General features: G+C 51.9%; 15 protein-coding genes. 12 read left to right on the top strand and 3 right to left on the bottom strand.

Annotation, left to right across the window (positions count from 1 at the left end; all coding sequences use genetic code 11):
• Positions 1–156 precede the first annotated feature (156 nt).
• Entirely contained in the window at positions 157–1,767 is a 1,611-nt protein-coding gene (locus Psfp_RS19445) for a 1,4-alpha-glucan branching protein domain-containing protein (RefSeq protein WP_134220177.1), read from the bottom strand.
• 66 nt (positions 1,768–1,833) lie between these two features.
• Positions 1,834–2,589, bottom strand: coding sequence for a DUF4912 domain-containing protein (locus Psfp_RS19450; RefSeq protein ID WP_243120814.1), 756 nt, complete (start codon positions 2,587–2,589; stop codon positions 1,834–1,836).
• 265 nt (positions 2,590–2,854) lie between these two features.
• On the opposite strand from Psfp_RS19450, the gene nth reads away from it, so the two are divergent.
• The 12 genes from nth (at position 2,855) to Psfp_RS21875 (ending at position 14,576) form a co-directional block, all read left to right on the top strand.
• Positions 2,855–3,517, top strand: coding sequence for an endonuclease III (gene nth, locus Psfp_RS19455; RefSeq protein WP_348981166.1), 663 nt, complete (start codon positions 2,855–2,857; stop codon positions 3,515–3,517).
• Complete coding sequence (gene trmL / locus Psfp_RS19460; protein ID WP_134220178.1) at positions 3,514–3,972, top strand: tRNA (uridine(34)/cytosine(34)/5-carboxymethylaminomethyluridine(34)-2'-O)-methyltransferase TrmL; 459 nt, start codon at positions 3,514–3,516, stop codon at positions 3,970–3,972. The genes nth and trmL overlap by 4 nt, the downstream gene beginning before the upstream one ends.
• Positions 3,973–3,978: 6 nt before the next feature.
• Positions 3,979–4,458 carry a YbaK/EbsC family protein gene (locus Psfp_RS19465; protein ID WP_348981167.1) on the top strand — a complete coding sequence of 160 codons (480 nt, stop codon included), beginning with the start codon at positions 3,979–3,981 and terminating at the stop codon, positions 4,456–4,458.
• Between the two features lie 16 nt (positions 4,459–4,474).
• On the top strand, positions 4,475–8,047 hold the full coding sequence (locus Psfp_RS19470) for a DNA polymerase III subunit alpha (RefSeq protein ID WP_134220180.1): 3,573 nt from the start codon (positions 4,475–4,477) through the stop codon (positions 8,045–8,047).
• Between the two features lie 296 nt (positions 8,048–8,343).
• Positions 8,344–8,850, top strand: a complete 507-nt coding sequence (locus Psfp_RS19475; protein ID WP_134220181.1) for a phosphatidylglycerophosphatase A — start codon at positions 8,344–8,346, stop codon at positions 8,848–8,850.
• Positions 8,851–8,943: 93 nt separating this feature from the next.
• Positions 8,944–9,174, top strand: a complete 231-nt coding sequence (mtrB, locus tag Psfp_RS19480; RefSeq protein WP_134220189.1) for a trp RNA-binding attenuation protein MtrB — start codon at positions 8,944–8,946, stop codon at positions 9,172–9,174.
• 213 nt (positions 9,175–9,387) lie between these two features.
• Complete coding sequence (locus tag Psfp_RS19485) at positions 9,388–9,579, top strand: glutamate decarboxylase (protein WP_134220182.1); 192 nt, start codon at positions 9,388–9,390, stop codon at positions 9,577–9,579.
• A gap of 32 nt (positions 9,580–9,611) precedes the next feature.
• Positions 9,612–10,463: an acetyl-CoA carboxylase, carboxyltransferase subunit beta gene (gene accD, locus Psfp_RS19490; protein ID WP_134220183.1), complete on the top strand. Its 852-nt coding sequence runs from the start codon at positions 9,612–9,614 to the stop codon at positions 10,461–10,463.
• 4 nt (positions 10,464–10,467) lie between these two features.
• Entirely contained in the window at positions 10,468–11,427 is a 960-nt protein-coding gene (locus Psfp_RS19495; RefSeq protein ID WP_134220184.1) for an acetyl-CoA carboxylase carboxyltransferase subunit alpha, read from the top strand.
• 117 nt (positions 11,428–11,544) lie between these two features.
• Positions 11,545–12,507 carry a 6-phosphofructokinase gene (gene pfkA, locus Psfp_RS19500; protein ID WP_134220185.1) on the top strand — a complete coding sequence of 321 codons (963 nt, stop codon included), beginning with the start codon at positions 11,545–11,547 and terminating at the stop codon, positions 12,505–12,507.
• A gap of 12 nt (positions 12,508–12,519) precedes the next feature.
• The gene (gene pyk, locus Psfp_RS19505; RefSeq protein WP_134220186.1) at positions 12,520–14,274 is read left to right on the top strand and encodes a pyruvate kinase; all 1,755 of its coding nucleotides are present in this window, start codon (positions 12,520–12,522) and stop codon (positions 14,272–14,274) included.
• 161 nt (positions 14,275–14,435) lie between these two features.
• Entirely contained in the window at positions 14,436–14,576 is a 141-nt protein-coding gene (locus Psfp_RS21875) for a hypothetical protein (RefSeq protein ID WP_192895547.1), read from the top strand.
• On the opposite strand, the gene Psfp_RS19510 is transcribed toward Psfp_RS21875, so the two are convergent.
• Positions 14,573–15,279 (bottom strand): methyl-accepting chemotaxis protein (locus Psfp_RS19510; protein ID WP_243120815.1); only part of this gene is annotated, 707 nt, incomplete at its 5' end. The genes Psfp_RS21875 and Psfp_RS19510 overlap by 4 nt on opposite strands.

A 15,279-nucleotide genomic window follows, 5' to 3' on the forward strand; every position in this document is an offset into this window, starting at 1 on the left:
CCCCCTTCGGCTTCCTCCAGACCCCACCGTTACCAGTGACGCCCTTGCCTACGGGTTGTCTTCCCGCTGGTTAGGTGACAGGGTTTCTTTCAACCCATCGGTGCGGCAGACATGCCGGGCAAACTAAAAATAGGAGGGCAGCGCTGCCCTCCTATTTTATACTGCCACAGACCTGGCCGGCTCGTTCCGGTACCAGCTGTAGTCCACATCGGGGAAAATATTGTCGCGGTATTCCAGGTCTCTGAGCCAGCCCTCATCAATACGGTTGCCTGTGATTTCGTCCTGGAGGCGGAGAAAGTTGCTGAGGTGGATCTTGGTCCTTTTGATGGCGTATTCAACCATGGTGCCGGTGCTCATAATGAAGGCCCAGTCGCTGCTCTGCGCCAGCATCAACTCGCGCGCCGCCTGGTTTAAGGCCCGCCTGAGCAGCCCTCCGGCAGCGGGGTAGCGGTTGGTCATATCTACCATCATATTGGCAGCCATGTGCAGGTGCCTGTAAATCCATGCATTGGCGCCGGAAAGCCAGACCTCGTGGTAGCCTTTGTTACCCCAGCTGGATGAGCAGGGCACGGCCACCTGGTTGCAAGGGAAGCGTTCCAGGTACTGGCTTGGCGTTAGCAGCTCGATTTCATCCTGGTCAAAAGCAATTTTACGGATCAGGTATTCAATCCAGGCCGGCCCTTCAAACCACCAGTGGCCAAAGAGTTCGGCGTCATAGGGCGCGACGATCATCGGCGGCCGGTCCATCATGCCGGCCAGGTGACGGATTTGGTGCTGCCGGTTGAACATAAAATTGCCGGCGTGCTCGGCAGCTTTTTCATCCGCCGCTCTTGGATGATAGGGCTCTTTTTGGCTTAAGTCCACCTTCCCGGTGATTTTATAATATTTGAAGCCCGTATGGATACGGAGCCCGTCCGGATGGATGTAGGGTTTGATATAGTCATAGTCCAGGTCGTAGCCTATATCACGGTAAAATTCACGGTAATTATAATCACCGGGATAACCCTCCTGCGTACTCCAGACCTGCTTGGACGATTCAATATCCCGGCCGAAGGCGGCTACCCCTGACGGGCAGTAAATTGGAGCAAATATCCCAAAGCGGGGCCTGTGCGAGGCATAAAGCACACCATGCGAGTCGGTAAAGAAAAATTGAATTCCGTTCTCCTTTAAAATCTCATCGACTCCAGGGGCATAGCCGCATTCCGGCAGCCATATGCCGCGCGGCGGCCGGCCCAAGTGCCGGGTGTGAAGATCCACGGCCGTCCTGATTTGCGCCCGCACTGCTTCAGGCTGAAGCTGCATCAAGGGCAGGTAGGCGTGCGTAGCGGCGCAGGTGATAATTTCAAGACGGCCCTGGTCCTGGAACTTCTTAAAAGCTGAGACAATATTGCGGTGATAAAGGTCCTGAAATATATACATGGCTTCCCGTAGCCTTCTCTTGTACATTAACGCGGCTTCATGAAAAGGACTGCCGTAGGTCCGTCCTTCCTCTTTGTCCGCCAGCTCAATCAAGCCGGCAAGATGGCGGGTATAGCGCTCCTGCAGCAGCGGGTCGGTAAGCATGGAAATCAAGGGAGGAGACAGGGTCATGGTCAACCTGAAACTGATACCGTCGCCAATCAGACGGTCAAAAGCCTGGATGAGCGGTATATATGTTTCGGTGATAGCCTCGTAGAGCCATCTTTCCTCCAAAAAGTTCTCATGCTCCGGGTGTCTTACATAAGGCAGATGCGCATGGAGTACAAGACATAGATAACCTGTTGCCATAAGCAACCCCTTTCATATGTTGTATAATAAAAATAATCGCCGGCAAATGAATTCGCATCTGCATTTTCAGTGTGGGCTCTGCTGATCGCTTCCGGGATGCCAGTTCCCCCGCGAACTAATCCCCACCGGCAGTTTGCGGGCTTCCAGGGCCAGTTCCTCAATGAGCATCGGTGAACTGACACCATACTGAAATTTGCCAAGCGTGCGATATAAGCCTTCGATCCACATCCACTCCTCGTCCAGCCGGTCGGATAGGGAGGCCCTGGGAGTGGTCGCTATATTGGACCTGAGCAGGGTAATAAAACGGCCGTCCTGGAACATGCGTCCCAGGTCGATACAGAAGGAACGGTCCGGCTCCTTTACCTCAATATGCCAGTTATCGATTTCATCATCAAGGTGAATATCCATGAATCCTTTGGCGTTATTCCCGTTAAAGTCAACACCGGTTACATCGTAAACCCTTAAAACAGGATGGGTGGAGGACCAGGCTTCGGGTCCGTAGGTTCTGGTGAATTCATCCTGCTTGGTGGCGGTGATTTCCCAGTAGGCATAAAGCCAGTGGGGGTCCCGGGCCATCAAAACCAGGCGGTCAACCCCGTAACTGTGCGGCAGTTGGGGTTCCGGCAAATGCTGTGCCTGATGTTCAGGAGCGGCCGGCACGGGCAGGCTGAACTCTTCAGCTATCTCTTCCACGAATTGAGGGGGGGGGAGGGTTTCAGCTCCAATTTTTTTGGCCGTCCGCCTGCGCAGTGACGGCCATAAAAAAACGCCTACCGCAAAAACCATAATGAATGCTAAAATCAACCAGAGAAAAATATTCACGGTGATCAGATCCTCCCTTCGAAGGTAAAATATTAACACATATTAAACCGGTGAAATTTATCTATCACAAATACTTTTTTTATTATTGCCCAGACTAAAAATGTTTATTTACTTAAAAAATCAAGCGCTTAGAAAAAATGAAGTAATTCACTAAGCATAAAACCTCAGAAGGGATAGGACCGGGTTGCAGCGAAAATCAACTTGATTAAGATGAATTTTCTTGAAATAATAAACCTGCGGTGTCAAAAGGTGGCTTATAAAAAACGTGGTAATCAAGAATACATTTGCTGGTGTGGAAAAAGCTGCTAAAATATTATCCATATTAGAAATGGCCTATCCTGGAGCCGGTACGGCCCTAAAATTCAGCACGCCCTTTGAACTGCTGGTAGCGGTAATGTTGTCTGCACAGAGCACAGATCAGCAGGTTAACCGGATAACCGGATCTCTTTTTTCGAAGTATCACACGCCTGGTGATTTTGCTGCCCTGGCGCCGGAGGAACTGGCTGAAGAGATTAAAGGCTGTGGGTTGTATCACAATAAAAGCAGGTACATAATTGAAGCTTCGCGGCAGATTCTTGCCCGGCACGGCGGCAAGGTACCGGAAACCAGGACAGAGCTGGAAGCGTTGCCGGGAGTGGGCAGGAAAACGGCCGGAGTGGTGCTGGGGCTGGCCTTTGGCGGCGACTCCCTGCCGGTCGACACCCATGTGTTCCGTGTGGCCAGGCGTTTGGGACTCTCCGAAGCAAAGGAACCCGGCCGGGTGGAAGACGACCTGTCCAAATTGATCCCGTCCAGGCAGCGGATGGCGGCCCATCACCTGTTTCTTGCCCACGGCCGGACAACCTGCCGGGCCAGAAAGCCGGCCTGCGGTGATTGCGGCCTGAGAGAACTTTGCCGCTACTATTCTACGGGAGGACTTAAAACTTGAATATCGTCCTGGTTGAACCTGAGATACCGGCCAACACGGGAAATATTGCGCGGACCTGCGCCGCCACCGGTTCTTCGCTGCACCTGGTACGCCCCCTGGGCTTTTCAACGGCTGATAAATATTTAAAAAGGGCTGGCCTGGACTACTGGCATTTGGTCGAAGTCCTTTATTATGACAGTTTTCAGGAAGTGGTGGAAAATCACCAGGGTAGTTGTTTTTATCTGGTAACTACCAAAGCGCCAAGAAGTTACTGCCAAGTTACGTACCAGCCGGATTCCTTCCTGGTATTTGGCAAAGAGACCCGCGGGCTGTCCCCTGAGATTTTAAATTCTGCTCCAGAAAATCAAATTCGCATACCCATGGTCGAGGAGGCCCGGTCTCTGAACCTGGCCAACTCAGTGGCCATTGTTCTCTTTGAGGCGTTGCGGCAGCAGGGTTTCCGCGGGCTGATATAACGGAGTGTGGAAGAGGTGTTTTGCATGAATGTCCTTGAGAAGGTGCAGTCCTATCTGGACCAGTATAATCTGGGCTTAAAAATTATCGAACTGAAGGAAGATACCAGTACTTGTGAACTGGCCGCCGCGGCTCTTGGAGTTGAAGTCGGTCAGATCGCCAAGACACTGGTGTTTTTAGCCGACGGCCAACCCGTACTTGTTGTGGCCAGCGGGGACCGGAAAATAAATAGCGGTAAGTTAAAAAGGCTCCTTGCAGCGGTAAAGGTCCGCATGGCTGACCCGGGAACGGTCCTGGAGGTTACCGGTTATCCAGTTGGCGGGGTCTGTCCGCTGGCTTTACCTGAAAGCCTCCCCATATTTTTGGAAAGTACCATGCAGCGCTTTGGAGTGGTTTACGCAGCGGCGGGAACGCCAAATTCAGCCCTCCCGGTCACCATGCGGCAGTTGGAGATAATCACCGGGGGGAAATGGGCCGATTTGATTTAGATAGGAGCGTTATAACTTGTTTGTCCATTTGCATTTGCATTCAGAATACAGCCTTTTAGACGGAGCGGCCCGCATCAAAAAAGCGGTCGCCAGCGCCAAAGAGATGGGGATGCCCGCCCTGGCCATCACCGATCACGGGGCCATGTACGGCGTTGTGGAATTTTACAAGGCCTGCAAGAACGCCGGGATTAAGCCGGTCCTGGGCTGTGAGGTCTATGTGGCGCCCCGTACCATGGACGACCGTACGCCAAGGGTCGACGACCACCCGTACCACCTGGTCCTGTTGGCGGAGAATGAGGAGGGTTACCGGAATTTATTGGAGCTTGTCTCCCTGGGCTTTACCAGAGGTTTTTACTACAAACCTAGGGTCGATAAAGAAGCGCTGGCAAGGTACAGCAAAGGCTTGATAGCCTTAAGCGGCTGCATCGGGGGAGAAGTCGCCTCCCGGGTCTTAGCTGGAGAGCTGGAAAAAGCCAGGCAGGCAGCCGTTGCATACAGGGATATTTTCGGGCCGGATAATTTTTTCCTGGAACTGCAGGACCATGGTTTTCCGGAACAGCGCACGGCCAACCGGGAACTTGTAAAAATTCACGAAGAAACCGGCATACCGCTGGTGGCTACCAACGATGTCCATTATGTCCGGCGGGAGGATGCGGCCAGCCAGGATGTGCTTTTAGCAATTCAAACCGGAAAAAGCGTGGACGACCCCAGCCGGATGAAATTTCAGTCTTCAGAGCTCTATCTAAAGAGCGAAGATGAGATGAGCCTCTTATTTGGAGAACAGCGGCAGGCTCTGCATAACACGCTGCAAATTGCCGAACGCTGCCAGGTGGAGATGGATTTCAGCCAGTACTATCTGCCGTATTTTGCGGTGCCCGAGGGCTATACGGCCGATACCTACCTGGAAGAACTCTGCTACCAGGGCGCCCACCGGAGATACGGTGATGAACTAAGTGAGGAAGTAAAAAACAGGCTGTCCTACGAACTGGGTGTCATCAAGAAGATGGGTTATTCAGCCTATTTCCTTATTGTGTGGGACTTTATCAATTTTGCGCGGCAGCAGGGCATTCCTGTGGGTCCCGGCCGTGGTTCCGCAGCCGGCAGCCTGGTGGCGTACAGCTTGACCATTACCAACCTCGACCCTTTAAAATACGATTTGCTCTTTGAGCGTTTTTTAAACCCCGAGCGGGTTTCCATGCCTGATATTGACACTGACATCTGTTACGAGCGCAGAGGAGAGGTAATTGACTACCTGGTCCAAAAATATGGGGCCGACCATGTGGCCCAGATTGCAACTTTTGGTACCATGGCGGCGCGGGCCGCTATTAAGGACGTCGGCAGAGCTATGGACATGCCTTACGGTGAAGTGGACCGGGTAGCCAAGATGGTCCCCATGGAACTTCACATTACTATTGAAAAAGCATTAAGTACTACCCCTGAATTAAAAGAACTGTATGACCAGAAGGCGGATATCAAAAGACTGATCGACACTGCGATAGCTCTGGAGGGAATGCCCCGGCACGCTTCCATTCATGCCGCCGGTGTAGTAATTACGAAAGACCCGCTGACCCACTACCTGCCCCTTTATAAAGCCAGCGACGGTCCGGTGACGACCCAGTTTCCCATGGGTACGGTGGAAGAACTGGGCCTTTTAAAGATGGACCTTTTGGGCTTGCGGACGTTGACGGTAATCAGTGACGCAGTCCGCATGATCGCTGAAAACACCGGGACAGAGCTGGATATTGGGGAAATCCCCATTGACGACCGGGCCGCCTATGATTTGCTGTGCAGGAGCGAGACCACAGGGGTATTTCAGGTGGAAAGCAGCGGTATGAAAGCCATCCTCCGGGATTTGAAGCCAAGTGTGTTTGCGGATATTGTACCCCTGATAGCGCTGTACCGGCCCGGCCCTCTGCAAAGCGGCATGGTTACGGATTTTATCAAAAACAAGCAAGGCATTACTAAGACCAAATACCTGCATCCTAAGCTGGAGCCCATCTTAAAGGACACCTACGGGGTCATTCTCTACCAGGAGCAGGTTATGCGCATATCCAGCGACCTGGCCGGGTTCAGCCTGGCTGAAGCCGACATGCTGCGGCGTGCTATGGGTAAGAAAAAACCTGAAATTATCGCGGGCCTGCGTTCACAATTTGTCGAAGGCTCCGGTAAAAACGGTGTAAACGAGAGTATTGCCGGTGAAATCTTTGACCTGATGGAGAAGTTCGCGGGTTATGGTTTTAACAAATCCCACTCGGCAGCTTATGGCCTGGTTACATATCAGACTGCCTATCTCAAAGCAAATTACCCGGTAGAGTTTATGGCTGCGCTGTTAACTTCGGTTAAAGATAATGCCGACAAGATGGCTTTCTATATTGAAGAATGCCGGCGTATGGGCATAGAGGTCCTGCCGCCGGATGTAAACGAGAGCGGGGAGAGCTTTACGGTAGCCGGGCCGAAAATTCGCTTTGGCCTGGCAGCCGTGAAAAATGTTGGTATGGGAGCAGTTGAAGCGATTATCCAGGCCAGGCGCGAGGGAGGGCAGTTCCCTAGCTTCGCTGATTTTTGCCGGCGGATGGACACTAGAGTAGTCAACAGGCGGGTATTGGAAAGTCTCATTAAATGCGGCTCTTTTGACTCGTTGGGCGACCGGCGGGCTCAACTGATGGGTGCTGTTGACTCAGGCTTGAGTCTGGCACAGCAGTCACAGCGGGATCGGGCTAACGGGCAGATGTCCCTCCTGGATCTTATGGACGAAAGCGAGACCGTATCCCTGACCCTGCCGGAAGTGGCGGAATTCCCCACGGAAGAAATACTCGCCATGGAAAAAGAAACCCTGGGCTTTTATGTCAGCGGGCATCCACTTGCGGCATACCGGGGGGTCTTAAACAAGTTGGCCACAGTTACCACTACGGAATTAGCCGAACTGCCTGATGACAGTGATGTAGTGCTGGGAGGGTTGATTTCCGGAGTCAAAAAAGTCAGTACCCGTAAAGGGGACGCTATGGCTATTTTAACTGTGGAAGACCTTACTGGTTCGGTTGAGGTTGTAGTTTATCCTCGTCCCTACCAGAAGAACATCCTGGCCATCAGGGTTGATGAAGTGGTCCTGATCAAAGGCAGGGCTAAAGAAAATAGTGAGGAAAAAAAGATTATAGCAGATGAGATTTCAACTCTTGATTCCCATCTGGGTGGGGAGCTGCACTTAAAAATCGACAGCCTGCAGTCCCAGCTGTTGGATCACGTTAAAATGGTGCTTTCCAGTTTTCAGGGGGATGCGCCGGTATTCCTTCATTTTGTACAGGAAAAGAAAGTGATTAAGGCCGGCGAAGAGTTTCAGGTTGATCTATCGAGCCCGGTGGTGGCCAGGCTGGAAGAAATGCTGGGTCACGCCAGTGTTAAAGTAAAAAGGATTGTTGATGAAGAAGGTTCATCTTCAGAAAAAATAAAAGAAAGGCCTGTAGAAACAACCCGAACTGGTACAACTCTTGATGAACCGGCCGTTCCTCAGGCCGGACTGGAGCAGGCGCATACTCCACGCAAGAAGCCCGGAACATCCACCGCAAAATTCTTTAGTATTCTAGAGCTTTAACCAGGGTTGACCTCTAAAATAAGTCCAGCCTACAGGGCGTTTTAAAAATGTGCGAATTCATTCGCACAAAAGTTAAATTAGCGACACAAGTTCGGCGCTGGCGCGCCGCCTGCGATTGAAATCGCACCTGGTATTTTCATGACGCGTGGCGCCGCGATAGCGGCGTGTGAAACTACTCTCGTGGGAGCGATTATTCGCACATTGCCCATTAGAAGGGAGTCTATATAAGCGGTTTGTAGTATACTACTGCCCTCCCGGCATAGTAATGAATAAAGTATATAAAGGGAGGTCTATCAATGAGCAAGGAATTGGCGGCCCTGTTGATGGAGAGAGGGGTCTACCTGCATGAGATCGCCCAAATTGTTTACGAATTGCAGATAGGGTTTGTACCCGGTCTTACTCTGGAATACTGTGTTGAGGTCTTAACCGGGGTTTTGGAGAAAAGAGAAGTCCAGTTTGCCGTGCTTACCGGTATGGCTCTGGATAACCTTGCGGAAGCCAACCTGCTGCCCTCTCCTCTCCAGGAGATTATTCAAAATGACCACCCGTTGTATGGTATTGATGAGGTATTGGGATTGGGCATAGCGAATATCTACGGCACCATCGGGACCACCAGTTTTGGCTACCTGGATAAAGAGAAGGTGGGAGTGATCGGCAGGCTTAATTTAAACAAAATTAATAAGGTCAACACGTTTATGGACGATCTGATAGCAGGCATTGCCGCTGCGGCAGCTGCCAAAATCGCCCATACCAGTATCAGCCATATCAGCAATCTGAACAGCAGGACTGGACCAAAGAGCTGACCACTTGCTTGTAAAAGGTGTTGCCCTGTGTTAATATGGATTTGTCATAAGATGGGTTTGTTAAATGAAGGCAATCACAAGGGGTGATCGATGTTGCAGGAAATGTGGGAAATTACCGGCGAGTATGTGGTGATTAAGGCGCTGGAAAATGGGGTCACCATCATAGGTTTGACCCGGGGCAGGGACACCAAGTTTCACCATTCCGAAAAGCTGGATAAAGGGGAAATCATGATCGCCCAGTTTACCGAACATACCTCAGCAATCAAAATAAGGGGAAGGGTGGAACTGCTGACCAAACACGGCAGTCTCAAAACAGACGATTAAACTGCCGGTATAGAGTATTATTATCCAACTGGACACTTCTGATTGGGGATATTCTTCTGAGACGAGGTGTGTCCTATTTTTTTAATGAAAAATGGCACTGGTATCCAGGGCAAAAGCTCTGGATATACTTATTTTAGTGAAAAAGAGGATTACCGTCCAAACGGGTAGAAAGATTATTTGCGAGACGGCAAAACTGGAAGAGGAGGCATTCTTGTGTGGACGGTGGTATATATTGCACCTAGTCTGAAAGAAGCCGAAAAGATGAGGAATCTTTTATCGACTGAGGGCTTTTTAGTGAAACTAAGGACAATCGGCCTGCCGCAAGCCAACGATGCATGTTCAGTGGAAATATTAGTTCCGGAGTCAGAAGTGGATGAGGCGCTGGAAACTATCAATACTATTTAATTTGTTTTAAAGTTGTTATAAGGAGTGTTTTTATGGTTTTAGAGTTTTTTCGCAAGCAGAAATACATAGCGGTGCAGCCCGAACCCGTCAGCCGTGATATCCCTGAAGGTATATGGGTGAAATGCAGCCGCTGCAATGAAATTATCTTCAGCAAGGAACTGGACAAAAATTGCAAGGTCTGCCAGAAATGCGGGTTTCATTTCAGGGCGTCGGCTTACGAGCGGATAGCGATGACGCTGGATGAAGGGACCTTTAAAGAAATGGATACCGATATGCTGCCGGTTAACCCGTTTAAGTCTGCTGAATACGAAGAGAAGTTGCAGGCGGCGCGCAAAAAGAGCGGGCTGAATGAGGCGGTGGTAACGGGGGAAGGCGGCCTGCAGGGCTTTCAGGTCGTGATTGTCGTCATGGACTCCAATTACATGATGGCCAGTATGGGCACCGTGGCAGGAGAGAAAATAGCCAGGGCTATAGAGGCGGCAGCCGAAGGACAGAAGCCGTTGATCATTTTTTCAGCTTCCGGGGGCGCCCGCATGCAGGAAGGTATACTATCCCTGATGCAGATGGCCAAGACGGTAGCCGCTCTGGATAAATTGGAAAAAGCCGGTCAACTCTATATTTCAGTATTAACCGATCCCACTACCGGCGGGGTCAGCGCCAGCTTTGCCGCCCTGGGTGATATTATCATCGCCGAACCGGGAGCTCTGATCGGCTTTGCCGGCCAGCGTGTCATCGAACAGACTATACGGCAGAAACTGCCGGAAGGATTTCAGCGGGCGGAATTTCTAAAAAGCCATGGCTTTGTTGATATGATCGTGGCCAGGACGGAGCTGAAATCGACATTGGCCAAAATATTGGAATTACACCTGCGGGGGGAGAAGTAAGTTAATGTCGGCTACTCTTGAATTTGAAAGACCCATCCAGGAATTGGAAGCAAAAATTGATGAGCTTAGAAAGTTCTCCAGGGAAAAAGGTATCGATCTTACTAACGAGATAACAATCCTTGAAAACCGGGCCAGGGAGGTCAGAGTGTCTATATACGGAAACCTCAACTCCTGGCAAAAAGTCCTCATTGCCAGGCATCCCGAGCGGCCCAATGCGTATTATTACATTAACAATTTGTTTACTGACTTTATGGAACTGCACGGCGACCGCTGCTTCAGGGATGATCCCTCGGTGGCAGGGGGTATCGGCCGGTTTAACGGATATTCGGTCACCGTAATCAGCCATCTCAAGGGAAAGGACACCAAAGAAAATCTGGCCAGGAACTTCGGTATGGCTCATCCCGAGGGGTATCGCAAGGCCATACGCCTGATGAAGCAGGCTGAAAAGTTCAAGCGCCCTGTAATAACATTTATTGACACCCCCGGCGCTTACCCCGGCATGGGCGCGGAGGAGCGGGGGCAGTCCGAGGCTATCGCTAAAAGCATTCTCACCATGGCAGCTCTCAGGGTCCCCATTATCTCGGTGGTGATTGGCGAAGGAGGCAGCGGCGGCGCCCTCGCTTTTGGTGTTGGCGATCGTATCTTGATGCAGGAGCACGCCGTCTATTCGGTTATAACACCAGAGGGTTACGCCAGCATTCTGTGGAAGGATTCCAGCCGCAACCGCGAAGCTGCCGAGACGATGAAAGTTACCGCCCAGGACCTCCTTGCTCTTGGTGTGGCCGACCAAATTGTACCCGAGCCGCTGGGAGGCGCCCACAGAGAACCTGAAGCCTCGGCTGAGCTCTTAGGCAAAGCGCTGGCCGCAAATCTGAATGAATTGCTTGGTATAGACCCGGACATACTTGTAGAAGCCAGGTATAAAAAATTTCGGGCGATAGGTAACCTTGCAGGGACTTTTTAATCAAAAACCAGTGTTGAGCCCGCAGGATAACGGTATATATTCAGTAAACCTATGCTTCCACCGCCGGGTTCACTGAAAAGTTACGGATAACGATAACACCTCAGGAGGCTAAAACAGTTGCAGCGGATTGCCTTATTAACCAGCGGCGGGGATTCGCCGGGTATGAATGCCTGTATCAGGGCTGTTGTACGCAAGGCAATTTATCACGGTATGGAAGTTATCGGTATCAATCGCGGTTTTAACGGTTTTATAGAAGGGGACATGGGTCCTATGAACCTCAGTTCGGTGGCTGATATTATCCACCGGGGAGGGACGATCCTGCACACCGCCCGTTCGGAACAGTTTCTTACCCCTGAAGGGCGCGCCAAGGCTTATGAAAATGTCAAAAGGTTCGGTGTCCAGGGCCTGGTGGTAATCGGCGGCGACGGGTCTTTTCGCGGCGCCAGTGTTTTTAGCCGGGAATTCGGCCTTCCGGTCGTCGGAGTGCCCGGCACCATTGACAACGACATTCCCGGTACGGAGCAGACCATCGGTTTTGATACGGCAATCAATACTGTATTGGAAGCTATTGATAAAATCAGGGATACGGCTACTTCACACGAGCGCACCTTTATTATCGAAGTCATGGGCAGACGGAACGGTTCTATTGCTCTCGCCTCCGGCCTGGCCGGAGGCGCCGAATCCATCCTGATCCCGGAGCAGCCCTTTGACTATGAGGACATCTGCCAGCGTCTCCTGCGCGGCTTTCGCCGCGGCAAAGCACACAGCATTATTGTGGTTGCGGAGGGGGCGTCAGGCGGCATGGAGGTCGGGCAGCGCATCAAGGAACGTACTGGTTTTGACACCAAAGTAACAATCCTGGGACACCTCCAGCGGGGAGGGTCGCCGTCCGCAGCAGACCGGCTCCTGGCCAGCCGTCTGGGCGCCAAGTCGGTGGAGCTCTTGATGGCCGGGGAGACAAGAAAGATGGCCGGCGTCAAAGCCGGTCAAGTCGTTGGAGTAGATATTGACGAGGCGCTAAACGAGTCCAGGCCTGTAGACCTGGCGCTGTATGATTTAGCCGGCGTCCTTTCGATTTAAGGAGGAGATAGTTTGCGGCGGTCAAAAATAGTTTGCACCATTGGTCCTGCCACCGATGATGTGGCCATGATCAAGAAACTTCTCCTGGCCGGGATGAATGTGGCCCGCTTGAATTTCTCCCACGGTACCCATGAGGAGCACGGCAGGCGCGCTGCAGCGGTGCGCCAGGCAGCCGAAGAGGCCGGCGTAAATGTGGCGATTATGCTCGATACCAAGGGGCCGGAAATCCGCCTGGGCTATTTTAAGGAAGAACCGGTTATCCTCGAAGAGAATGCCACCGTGACTCTGACCACCGAGCAGATCAAAGGGGACCGGGAACGCATACCCGTGACCTACCCCGGGTTGCCCGGTGACGTTAAAGAGGGCGACGCTATCCTGATCGCGGACGGTTTGATCGAGCTCAAAGTTTTGTCCACCACACCCACAGAAATATTATGCAGGGTTATCAACGGAGGGAAATTGGCCAGCCAGAAGGGCATTAACCTGCCCGGCGTGGAGGTGAATCTTCCTGCTGTCACCGAAAAAGATGTTCAGGACATCACCTTCGGTGTTGAGCAGGGTTTTGACTTTATCGCCGCCTCTTTTATCAGGAAAGCTTCTGATGTCCTGGCCATCCGCCAGGTACTGGAAGAGGCCGGCGCCAACCTGGACATCATTTCCAAAATAGAAAGCAGGCAGGCGGTTAACAACCTGGATGAAATTATCAGAGTTTCAAACGGGATCATGGTAGCCAGGGGAGACCTGGGTGTGGAGATTCCGGTGGAAGAAGTACCCCTGGTGCAAAAAGATATTATCGAGAGATGCAACCTGCTTGGTAAACCGGTGGTTACGGCAACCCAAATGCTCGACTCGATGATCAACAACCCCCGTCCCACCCGGGCAGAGGCCAGCGATGTGGCCAACGCTATTTTTGACGGGACGGACGCGGTGATGCTTTCAGGAGAAACCGCTGCCGGCAAATACCCGCTGGAGGCGGTAGAAACTATGGCCCGTATCGCTGAACGGGCTGAAGCGGCATTGCATTATGAAGGTATGCTGGCAAAGAAAAGGGGCGCCATACCTCACCGTACCGTAACAGACGCCATCAGTTACGCTACTTGCGCCAGCGCCCAGGATCTCGGCGCCGCCGCCATTATCACCGCCACCGAGTCGGGGCACACTGCCAAAATGGTTGCCAAATACCGGCCTAAGGCCCCTGTTATTGCGGTAACGCCGCATGCCGCGGTGATGAGAAAACTTGCCCTGACCTGGGGGATCAAACCTCTTTTAGCGGCTTCCAAGGAAAGCACGGATGAAATGATGGCGGAAGCCGTTGAGGCTTCCCTGCAGGCCGGGTTGATTAAGGGGGGAGATTTGATTATTTTTACTGCAGGTGTTCCCGCAAGAGTACAGGGCACCACCAATTTGCTGCGCGTTCATACCGTGGCGGATATTCTGGCAAGGGGTGTGGGCATCGGCCGTGATGCGGTAACCGGCGTAGTGAGGGTTGCGGGTGATTCTAGAGAGGCTGTCGATAAGGTTAAACAGGGCGATGTCCTGGTGGCCAAAGCAACAGACAGCGAATACATACCGGCCATGAAAAAGGCCGCCGCGGTGGTTACTGAAGCGGGAGGCCTGACTTCCCACGCTGCCATTGTCTGCCTCGAGTTCGGCATACCGGTGGTGGTAAATGTTGAACAAGCTACCTCGGTACTGCCTGACGGTGAACTGGTAACCATAGACGGGCACAGGGGCCTGATTTACAAGGGCGCCGCCAGAGTACTGTGATGAGACGCTTTTTCATGGTATCTTGCTTTAACTGCTAGGCTCGCATCATCCGAAATTATTTCGCTATCAGGAACTGAAAGCATTTGCAATATTTCGCCGGATTTCTGGATAGTTGTTATATACCCTAAGCAATAATTCGGTTATGGCTGATGGTCCCATTCATGAGAGTACGGATCTCGTGGCTCATATTGGCCAGAAACGTGTTTTTGGAACGGCTGGCGGTTTTTGCGACCGGTAATATCAACCCCGGTCGCTTGTACCTCAACCAGGATGCCCTGTTCGTCAACAAACTACCATTTTAGAAATTGCCGAATTCCGCATCGTTTAAAGAAATAATGTCTTGCGGCTTTAACCCGGTATCCTTTGCTGCGGCTATCTCCAGGGCACTCATATTAACGGGTTTATTCTTATTGTCCGAGATTTTTTTTTGAACAGGACGCGATTGCGCAGTATGCGGCTTTGTGGTGGCTATAACTGCCGGAGTGCCGGTAAAGCCCTGTTTTCTCAGTTTAAACTTGCCCAGCATCTGTTTGACCATTGCTGCCTGGCTGGACATCTCTTGACTAGCCGCCGCCAGTTCTTCCGAGCCGGCCGAGTTCTGCTGCGTAACCTGGTCTACCTGGTTCAAGCCCTCGTTGATTTGCCCGATGCCTACAGCCTGCTCTTTGGAGGCGGAGGCTATTTCACCGATCAGGTCGGTTACCTTGGCCGTGCCCAGCACGATCTCTTCCAGTGCCTTGGAGGTCTCCTCAGCAATTTTGGCGCCTACTTCGGTCTTTTGAATCGAGCCTTCGATCATCTCGGCAGTCTCCTTGGCCGCCTTGGCGCTACGCTGGGCCAGGTTCCTCACTTCCTCGGCCACAACGGTAAAGCCTTTACCGTGCTTGCCGGCGCGGGCCGCCTCTACCGCCGCGTTTAAGGCCAGGATATTGGTCTGGAAGGCAATCTCATCAATTGCCTTGATTATTTTAGATATATTAGCGGCGGATTCATTAATATCGCTCA

This window comes from Pelotomaculum sp. FP, from assembly GCF_004369245.1.
Lineage (GTDB): Bacteria > Bacillota > Desulfotomaculia > Desulfotomaculales > Pelotomaculaceae > Pelotomaculum_C > Pelotomaculum_C schinkii.

Excerpts from the sequence above, each read along its gene's own strand:
- Psfp_RS19445 (WP_134220177.1), bottom strand. The coding sequence starts at position 1,767 with ATGGCAACAGGTTATCTATGTCTTGTACTCCATGCGCATCTGCCTTAT.
- Psfp_RS19475 (WP_134220181.1), top strand. The coding sequence starts at position 8,344 with ATGAGCAAGGAATTGGCGGCCCTGTTGATGGAGAGAGGGGTCTACCTG.
- accD (WP_134220183.1), top strand. The coding sequence starts at position 9,612 with ATGGTTTTAGAGTTTTTTCGCAAGCAGAAATACATAGCGGTGCAGCCC.
- Psfp_RS19495 (WP_134220184.1), top strand. The coding sequence starts at position 10,468 with ATGTCGGCTACTCTTGAATTTGAAAGACCCATCCAGGAATTGGAAGCA.
- Psfp_RS21875 (WP_192895547.1), top strand. The coding sequence starts at position 14,436 with ATGAGAGTACGGATCTCGTGGCTCATATTGGCCAGAAACGTGTTTTTG.